This window comes from Mesorhizobium sp. M7A.F.Ca.CA.003.01.2.1, assembly GCF_003998945.1.
Classification (GTDB): Bacteria; Pseudomonadota; Alphaproteobacteria; order Rhizobiales; family Rhizobiaceae; genus Mesorhizobium; species Mesorhizobium ciceri.
This window is the reverse complement of record NZ_RZRA01000101.1, coordinates 1-8,887: the sequence shown is the minus strand read 5'-3', so window position 1 is coordinate 8,887 and position 8,887 is coordinate 1. Positions and strand designations below refer to the sequence as shown.

Here is an 8,887-nt window from a genome sequence, read left to right as displayed (position 1 = left end):
ACCTATGACTACCTCATGCAGAAAACCCCGGTGACCGAGGTCGAGCATATCATTTCCGCCATCCCGGCGGATGCCGAGACGGCGCGGCATCTGGGCATCGATGTCGGCGCCTGCTGCCTTTTCCTGCACCGCCGGACATGGACGGGCGCGGTGGTGGCGACGATCAGCAAGCTGACTTATGCCGGCAGCCGCTACTCGCTCGGCAGCCGCTATTCCCCTTCAAAAAGCAGCTGACGGAAGCAGGTCGAATGCAAGAGCGACAGATGACGCCGGCACCGAGCCGCACGGCGCGGATCCGGGCACTCGCGCAGCATGATGTTGCCGAAGCACAAAGCGCGCTGGCGGCATTGCTGGGCGACCTGTTCGCGATGCGCCCCCGCAATGTCCGCATCAACTTCGATAAATACAGCCTCAATTCGTTGAACGGCTTCTTCGAGGACGACGGCAAGGCCTACTTCTTCAAGTTCCATCAGGAGGAGCGGGAAGAGGCGATGACGGGCGAGTATTACCGCGCCGAGATTCTGTCGCGCGCCGGCCTGCCGGTTGATCAACCCGTGCATATGTCGGCCCAACCGGGCGAGCAGATCCTTGTCTATCGGCGGCGCACGGATCCGAGGTTTTCGGATGTGCTGTTCGCGCTGGATGCGCAGGACGATGCCGGCAAACGGCGAGAAGCCGTTCTTGCCGAGCGCGACCTGTCGGCCAGGCTGCTCAAGGTCTATCTCGAAACGCTGCATCCGGTAACCGTCGAGGAGGTGGCGGCGGAACCGATCCACAGGCTGTTTCATGAGCGGCTGATCGATGCCGAGACACGCTTGTCGCCAGGCGGCCGGCTGGCCGATTTCTATGTCGGCAAGCCGTTCGTCTTTCCCGGTGCCGAGCTGGATTGGGATCGGTTTTCCCGGCTGAAATTCGTCATCAATGGCGAGCAGTACACCGACAGCGTCGGTGAGCTTTTCGATGCCGCCGCAGTGCGCTTGCGGCCGGACCGGCTTGCCGATGCAGGCGGCGTGGTCGCGCATGGCGACGCCCACAACGCCAATGTCTGGTACACGGCGAAGGCGGGGAGGGCGGAGCTGTCCTTCTTCGATCCTGCCTTTGCAGGCTCGCATATCCCGACGCTGCTGGCGGAGGTGAAGGCGACGTTCCACAACATCTTCGCCCACCCGTTCTGGCTCTATGATCCGGCGACCGCGACCGAGGCTTTTCGCGCCCATGCGCGGCTGGACGGAAACCTGCTCCATGTCGACACGGACTGGGACCTGAGCCCGGTCCGCCGCGACCTGCTGGAGGTCAAGGCCACAGCGCTGTGGCGGCCATTGCTGCTTGAGCTCAAACGGCGCGGCATGCTGCCGGCCGATTGGCGCGCGGTGCTCCGGGCCGGTCTCTTCCTGTCGCCGACGCTGGTCATGAACCTGCGCGCCGGCGCACGCAGCCACACGCCGGTTTCTTCCCTTATTGCCTTTTCGGTGGCGGTCATGGTCGGCAGCGAACCTGTTGCCGGAACCGATCGGGTGACCGATTTTCTAGACCGGATCGATCCCGGAGCGCGTAAAAATTGAGTCTTTCCAACTTGTATATGCATGTATGTATTTTAGCCTTGACATCCGCTCCCGCTGACGCTGAAATATCCGCGCACTTCACCATGAAGTGGCAGGTAAGACGCCGAGGCACAGTGCCGCAAGAGCAGAAACCCGCAGTCTCACCGGACCGGCTACCTCAGTCAGAAAAAGCGGTCCGATCATCAAGGGGAACAAGGATGATGCGTAACCTAACAGGACAATTTCGCGCGCTCGTGATGGCCGCCGCCATCGGGCTCGCCGCCGCCCCGGCGGCCTACGCGGCCGATGCGGCCATTCCCACCACGCCCGAGGCAGGAGCGTTCAAGATCGGCATCGAGCCCTGGCTCGGCTATGGCCAGTGGCATGTCGCCGAGGCCAAGGGCCTGTTCAAGACGAACGGGCTGAGCGACGTCCAGATCGTCAACTTCGCCGAGGACAAGGACATCAATGCAGCACTTGCAAGCGGCCAGCTCGACGCCGCCAACATCGCCACCCACACGGCGATGGGCATGGTTGCGGCCGGCCTGCCGGTGAAGATCGTGCTGCTGCTCGACGTCTCCATGACCGCCGACGCGATCATCGCTGGCAAGGACGTCACCTCCATCGCGGACCTCAAGGGCAAGCAGGTGGCCTTCGAGGAAGGCACGACGAGCGACATCCTGCTCAAATACGCGCTCACCAGGAACGGCATGTCGATCGACGATGTGAAGCCGGTTCCGATGCCTGCGTCCGACGCCGGCAGCGCCTTGATCGCCGGCCAGGTGCCGGTCGCGGTGACCTATGAACCGTACCTCACCGTCGCCATGGCGCAGAACAAGGACCTCAAGCTGCTGTTCACCGCCGGCGAGGATCCCGGCCTGATCAGCGACGTGCTGGTGGTGCGTGACGAGGTGATCAAGTCGCGGCCCGGCCAAGTGCTGGCCATGATCAAAAGCTGGGACGCAGCGCTCAAGGACTACAATGCCGATACGCCCGGTGGGCGCGCCATCATCGCCAAGGCTGTCGGTTCGGACGTCAAGGACCTCAACACCGCCTTTGACGGCGTGCGTTACTACTCACTCGCCGAAAACAAGGCGGCGCTGACCGGTGATTTCACCACCAAGACCTTCGCCGATGTCGAAGCCGCCGCCAAGAACGCCAAGCTGCTGCAGGCCGATGTGACGCCGGAGCAGATGATCGACCCGTCGTTCGTCAAGGCGGCGGAATGACCAAGGCCGGATCGCGGTGGTGACGCAGATGCCCGGGGAGCGTCCCGCTCAAACGGATCCGGCTCGTCCCACGAAACAGGCGAGGCGTCGCCGATCCTCCGGCATCGGCGTGCCCATCGCCAGGTCGCGCTTCCTGGTGATCGCGGTGGCCGTGTTCGTCGGGCTCGGCCTTGCCTGGTGGGCGGCGACCGGACTGGGATTGGTAAAGCCGATCTTCCTGCCATCGCCGGGCAGCGTCGCTATGCAGATCGCCAAGCTCGCGGCCGACGGCACGTTGTGGCTGGACCTCAAAGCCTCGATGTACCGTATCTCCATCGGCTTCCTCATCGCCTCGGCCCTGTCGATACCGATCGGCGTGCTGATTGGCAGTTTCCGTTCCTGGGAAGCGGCCATCGAGCCGCTGGTGGATTTCATCCGCTACATGCCGGTCGTCGCTTTCGTGCCGCTCTCCATCCTTTGGGCTGGCACCGGCGATTCGCAGAAATTCCTGATCATCTTCATCGGCACGTTCTTCCAGCAGGTGCTGATGATCATGGACAATGTAAAACGGGTTCCAGCCGATTTCATCGGCCTTGGGCGCACGCTAGGCCTGCCGGATCGCAAGATCCTGACGCGCATCGTCGTGCCCAGCGCCTTGCCGGGCATCTGGGATACGCTGCGCATCAGCTTGGGCTGGGCATGGACCTGGCTGGTGCTGGCCGAACTCGTCGCCGCCACTTCGGGGCTCGGCTATCGCATCACCGTGTCCCAGCGCTATTTCCAGACCAACACCATCATCGGCTACATCCTGCTGCTCGGCCTGCTCGGCCTCATCACCGACCAGGTGATGAAGGCGCTGGAAAAGGTGCTGTTCAAGCAAGAGGGCCGCTCGCAATGAGGTCCAGCCGATGAGCCCCAAATTGCGGATCGCCGGTCTCCACAAGAGCTTCGGCACGGGCGAGCGGCGCACGGAAGTGCTGCGCGGTATCAACCTGGATCTTGCCGACAACGAGTTTGTCTCCCTGGTCGGCACGTCGGGCTGCGGCAAGAGCACGCTGCTGTCGATCGTGGCCGGACTGCAGGACTTCGACGCGGGCGATCTCAGCATCGATGGCGCGCCGATCCTGCAGCCTGGACTCGACCGTGGCGTCGTCTTTCAGTCCTACACGCTGCTTCCCTGGCTGACGGCGCGGCAGAACATCGAGTTTGCGCTCAAGGCCGCTGGTTACGATCGCCCGACCTGCCGCAGGATCGCGCTGGAGCATCTCGAACTCGTCAAGCTGTCTGGTAGTGCGGACCGCTATCCAGCCGAACTCTCGGGCGGCATGAAACAACGCGTCGCCATTGCGCGCGCGCTTTCCTACCGGCCCAAGATGCTGTTGATGGACGAGCCCTTCGGCGCGCTCGATGCCTTGACCCGGCATCAGATGCAGGAACTGCTGACCCAGATCTGGGAGGAACACAGGTTGACCGTCCTGTTTGTCACCCATGATGTGGAGGAGGCCGTCTATCTGTCGGACCGCATCGTCGTCATGGGCATCGGCCCGGGACGTATCACGCAGACATTCAACGTGGATATCGAGCGCCCGCGCCGCGAAGAGGTGATGGAAAGCCCTGTATTCATGGATCTGCAACGCGGCGTGCACAAGGCCATCCGCGAGGGTTCAAAACGCCCCGAAATGGCCTAGGCGCCTGCGGTCGTTTGCAGGTCCAATCACGTCGCCTTGCCGACTGCCGCGTCCAGTTCCAGCTCGCCTTCGGAAATGTCGTCGAACGAGGCGTAGTTCATGTTGTAGAGGCGGGCGTAGAGGCCTTTTCTTGCCATCAGCTGTTCGTGGTTGCCGCTTTCGACGATCTCGCCGTTCTGCAGCACGATGATGCGGTCGGCGCCGCGGATAGTGGCCAGACGGTGGGCGATGACCAGCCCGGTGCGGCCTTCCAGCAGCGTGATCAGCGCCTTCTGGATCAGCATCTCGGTGTAGGAATCGATGCTGGCCGTGGCTTCGTCGAGCACCAGGATCTTTGCATCCGCCACCAGCGCGCGCGCGAAGCTGATCAGCTGGCGCTGGCCCAGCGAGAGATTGCCGCCGCGCTGCTCGAGTTCGGTATCGTAGCCATCTGGCAGGTTCTCGATGAAATCGTGCGCGCCGACGGCTTGTGCGGCGCGGACCACCTCCTCGCGGCTGGCTGATGTCTTGTGGTAGCGGATGTTTTCCAGCACCGAGCCGGAGAACAGGAACGGCTCCTGCAGCACCATCGCCACCTGATCGCCGAGCGAATCCTGGGTGAGGTCACGCACATCATGGCCGCCGACCAGAACCTCACCCGACCAGACATCGTAGAAGCGGTGCACCAGCGCCATCGAGCTGGATTTGCCCGATCCGGTCGGGCCGACAAGGGCTACGGTCTCGCCCGGGTTGACGCGGAAGGAGATGTTCTTCAGCACCGGCTGGTTCGGCCTATAACCGAAAGTGACGTTCCTGAACTCGACCGAGCCGTCCATATCGCGCGACAGCGCCACCGCACCTTGCCTGTCGCTGACATCGACCGGCACGTCGAGCACTTCGGAGATGCGCTGGCCCGAAGCCATGGCGCGCTGCATGACGCTGTATTGCATGGTCAGCGAGCGGATCGGGTCGAAGAAGCGCTGGATGTAGAACAGGAACGCCACCATGACGCCGATGTCGAGGCTGTGCGAGAGCACCATCGACCCGCCGACGACGATGACAGTTGCCATGGCGATGCCGGTCAGCGTGTCGACGATCGGCACCATTACCTGCGCGTATTTCGCCGACCTCAAATGGGCATTGAGGTTGGCCAGCACCTTTTCGTCGTAGAGGTCGAAATTGACGTGCTGGCGCTCGAGGCTCTGCACCGTGCGCACGCCATGGATGCCTTCGGCCAGTGCGCCGTTGGCGATCGAGTTGGTTTCGTGCGCGGCCATGAAGGCGACCTTGGCGCGCGGCAGCCAGAAAAGGCGCACGATGAACAGCACCGGCATGGTCGACAGCGTCAGCAGGCCCAGTCGGAAATCGAGCCACAAAAGCACGCTGACGATGCCGAACAACAGCACGATGTCGCCTACCGACATCACCGATGTTTCGAGGAATTCCTGCATCGAATTGACGTCGCCCTGCAGGCGCGACATCAGCCGGCCGACCTCGGTCTTGTCCATGAAGCTCAGCGAGACCCGTTGCAGATGGCTGAACATGGCGCGGCGCAGGTCCGACAGCACGTTTTCGGCCACCTTGCCGACGACGCTTTCCTGCACATAGCTGGCAGCATAGTTGATCAGGATGATCACGGCGAAAGCGCTGATCGCGGCGATCATTACCGATTGGTCGAGCTTGCCAGCCGTCATGCCGTGGTCGATGGCGTAGCGGATGACCAGCGGGATCGCCAGCTGGGTCAGCGTGAACACCAGCACCGCGGCGACTGAGATGAAAATCCGGTTCTGATACGGCCTCACGAAGCTCCAGATACGCCGCACGATGCGAGGGTCATAAGCTTTGCCGAAGACCTCTTCGTCGTCGCGGTGCGAGCCCACGACCGCCTTTGTCGGTGGCCCGCTGGTGTCTTCCTCCTCGTCGTCGGCCGGTGTCTGCATCACGCGGCTCCCGCCACGGGCCGCTCATCGTCCGGCCGCAACTGCAGGTCATGGAGCGCGCGGTAGCGTCCACCGAGCGCCAGCAACTCCTCATGCGTGCCGCGCTCGACGATCCGGCCGCCCTCGACGAACAGGATCTGGTCGGCATGCATCAGCGAACTCAGCCGGTGCGAGATGATGAGCGTCACGCGATCCCTGGCGAAGCGTTTCATCGCTGCCCGGATACGCTGTTCGGTGCCGGCGTCGATGGCCGCGGTGGAATCATCGAAGACCAGCACGGACGGCCGCAGCATCAGGCTGCGGGCGATGGTCAGGCGCTGCCGCTGGCCACCGGAAAGCGACGCGCCGCGCTCGCCGACGACTGTGGTGTAACCGGCTGGGAGGCCCATGATGTAATTGTGCAATTGGGCGTACTCGGCTGCCTGCCCGATGCGGGTCTCGCGCGCCCAGGGATTGCCGTAGGCGATGTTGTTCTCGATCGAGGTGGTGAACAGGAACGCGTCCTGCTGCACGACGCCGACGGCCTTGCGCAACGATTGCAGCGTCACCTTGCGGATGTCCTGGCCGTCGATGGTTATCGCGCCTGAGGTGACGTCGTAGAAGCGCGGGATCAGGTGCGCGATGGTCGACTTGCCGCTGCCTGGCGGGCCGACGATGCCGATGGTCTCGCCGGACCTCGCCTCGAAGGAGATGCCCGACAGAGTCGGCCGGTCGACCGCGCCCTCGTAGCGGAAGCCGACATTGTGGAAGCGCAGCACGCCATCGGTGACGACGAGATCCTTGGCGCCGGGCGCGTCCTCGATGTCGAGCTCGGCGTCGAGCAGTTCGAATAGCCGGCTGCCGCAGGTCGAGGCGCGCGCGAAGGAGTTGACCATAAGGCCGAGCTGGCGCACCGGCATCTGCAGGATGGTCATGAAGGTGAGGAACTGGGCCAGCGTGCCGACGCTGATCTGGCCTGCAATCACTTTCTGGCCGCCGAACCAGAGCACCAGCCCCATGGCGGCCAGGAACGAGAAGTTCATGGCGCTGGTGTTGGAGACGCGGATGTCGACGCGCTGATTGGCAAGCTCCAGCGCCGACAGCTTGGCGCGGTCGAATTTTTCCAGCTCATGCCGCTGTGCCGCAAAGGCCCGCACGACGCGGATGCCGCCGAGGTTCTCATCCATCACCCGGCTCAGCACAGACAGCCGCTCCTGCAAAGTCAACCAGGTGCTGCGCAACGCCAGCTGGGTGACCGAGGACCGCCAGGCGACGAGGGGCACGAAACTCAGGCTGAGCAGCCCGAGCATGAGATCGGTGCTGATCAGGAGATAGGCGCCGACGCCGATCAGCACGCCGAGCAGCACCACACGCAAAATGCCGGTGGAGAAGAACATGCGCACGCCGTCGAGATCGAGCAGGCCGAGCGTGATCAAATCGCCGGTGTGGACCCTGTCGTGGTAGGCGAAGCTCAGGCGCTGGATCTTCTCGTAGAAGGCCAGCCGCAGTTCATAGCCGGTGCGATGACCGACGGCCTCGCCATAGTAGTTCTGCGCCATGGTGAAGAGGCCGCGCAGGATCGAGACGACGAGCAGCGTCAGCGCCGTGTTCCACAGCGCCTGTTCCGCCGCAGCGCCGGCACCCGCGGCCATCACACCTTGCGCCTGGTCGATGGCGCGTCCCAGCAGGCGTGGAATGAAAAGCTGCAGCGTCGCGGCGATGAAGGTCGAGACGATGGTGATGGCGACCTGCCAGGGATGGCGCAGCGTCATGCGCACGATGCGGAGCAAGGTGCTGAGGCCCTTGCCCCAGGAGGCTTCCGCCACATGGGCAAACGATTTGCCGCGCTCCGGTGCGCTGCTGGTTGCTTGCGTGTTCAAGGAAAATATCCAAACCAATCCGGACGTTAGCCCGGACTAATAAAGCAGACTCAATGTGAGCGGTTGACTTGGCGCTATGTTACGCGGGTCTGGCTTGGCCCTTCAAGAGCCAATGCCGGCATCGCACTGTGCCTGAAGGAAAGCGAACATGCGGCTGTGACCCGGCTGGCACCAGCGGCGTAATCCTGCCGATCTTGCCGAAGGGCGTTGGCCGGACGAGGTCAGCACCTAGTGTACGCAAGCGACGGCCGGACGGAATGCGACCTCCCATCCGGCCGGATTCCGGTTTGCTAGGCAGGTATCAGGACGGCGATCCGATGCACGCCGACCTCCTTGCTTGTATTTGTCGCCTCGTCGGTCTTGCCTTTGGCGCAGGTGTACATGTCACCCGTCTTGAGCTTGAATTCCTTGTCGGCCTTCTTGATCGTGAACGCACCTGAAGCAATGGTGCAGACCATATCGTTGTCCATCACCGTCTGAGGCGCGTGTGCGCCGGGCTGAAATACCACGTCGACAATTGCGATGCTCTTGTAGGCGGGAATGTCGGAGTTGCCGGTGCTGACCTCAACCACCCTGACACCGGGCGCAATCTCCTTGCCTTCCTTCGGGCCGTATTTCTTCGCTGATGCCGCCAGGGTGAACAGAGGCGTTATCGCGGCAGCCGTCACACCG

General features: G+C 63.1%; 8 protein-coding genes. 5 read left to right on the top strand and 3 right to left on the bottom strand.

Annotated elements, in window-relative coordinates; all coding sequences use genetic code 11:
- The 5 genes from EN969_RS06785 to EN969_RS06765 form a co-directional block, all read left to right on the top strand.
- On the top strand, positions 1 to 234 hold a 234-nt coding region (locus tag EN969_RS06785; RefSeq protein ID WP_127419040.1), incomplete at its 5' end, for a UTRA domain-containing protein.
- A 29-nt stretch (positions 235 to 263) separates the two neighbouring features.
- Positions 264 to 1,562: a hypothetical protein gene (locus EN969_RS06780; protein ID WP_063168690.1), complete on the top strand. Its 1,299-nt coding sequence runs from the start codon at positions 264 to 266 to the stop codon at positions 1,560 to 1,562.
- A gap of 197 nt (positions 1,563 to 1,759) precedes the next feature.
- Positions 1,760 to 2,770: an ABC transporter substrate-binding protein gene (locus tag EN969_RS06775; RefSeq protein WP_164745972.1), complete on the top strand. Its 1,011-nt coding sequence runs from the start codon at positions 1,760 to 1,762 to the stop codon at positions 2,768 to 2,770.
- 109 nt (positions 2,771 to 2,879) lie between these two features.
- A complete protein-coding gene (locus tag EN969_RS06770; protein ID WP_027160903.1) occupies positions 2,880 to 3,647 on the top strand; it encodes an ABC transporter permease in 768 nt (255 codons plus the stop codon).
- Positions 3,648 to 3,657: 10 nt separating this feature from the next.
- Positions 3,658 to 4,437 (top strand): ABC transporter ATP-binding protein, encoded by a 780-nt coding sequence (locus EN969_RS06765; protein WP_063168688.1) that lies wholly within the window; start codon positions 3,658 to 3,660, stop codon positions 4,435 to 4,437.
- A gap of 26 nt (positions 4,438 to 4,463) precedes the next feature.
- On the opposite strand, the gene EN969_RS06760 is transcribed toward EN969_RS06765, so the two are convergent.
- The 3 genes from EN969_RS06760 to EN969_RS06750 all read right to left on the bottom strand — a co-directional run.
- Complete coding sequence (locus EN969_RS06760; RefSeq protein ID WP_063168687.1) at positions 4,464 to 6,356, bottom strand: ABC transporter ATP-binding protein; 1,893 nt, start codon at positions 6,354 to 6,356, stop codon at positions 4,464 to 4,466.
- Positions 6,356 to 8,215 carry an ABC transporter ATP-binding protein gene (locus EN969_RS06755; RefSeq protein WP_127419039.1) on the bottom strand — a complete coding sequence of 620 codons (1,860 nt, stop codon included), beginning with the start codon at positions 8,213 to 8,215 and terminating at the stop codon, positions 6,356 to 6,358. The genes EN969_RS06760 and EN969_RS06755 overlap by 1 nt, the downstream gene beginning before the upstream one ends.
- 290 nt (positions 8,216 to 8,505) lie before the next feature.
- The coding region (locus EN969_RS06750) for a hypothetical protein (protein ID WP_127419038.1) at positions 8,506 to 8,887 on the bottom strand (382 nt) is incomplete at its 5' end.

Coding starts and splice junctions, on each gene's coding strand:
- EN969_RS06780 (WP_063168690.1), top strand. CDS start 264: ATGACGCCGGCACCGAGCCGCACGGCGCGGATCCGGGCACTCGCGCAG.
- EN969_RS06775 (WP_164745972.1), top strand. CDS start 1,760: ATGATGCGTAACCTAACAGGACAATTTCGCGCGCTCGTGATGGCCGCC.
- EN969_RS06765 (WP_063168688.1), top strand. CDS start 3,658: ATGAGCCCCAAATTGCGGATCGCCGGTCTCCACAAGAGCTTCGGCACG.
- EN969_RS06760 (WP_063168687.1), bottom strand. CDS start 6,356: ATGCAGACACCGGCCGACGACGAGGAGGAAGACACCAGCGGGCCACCG.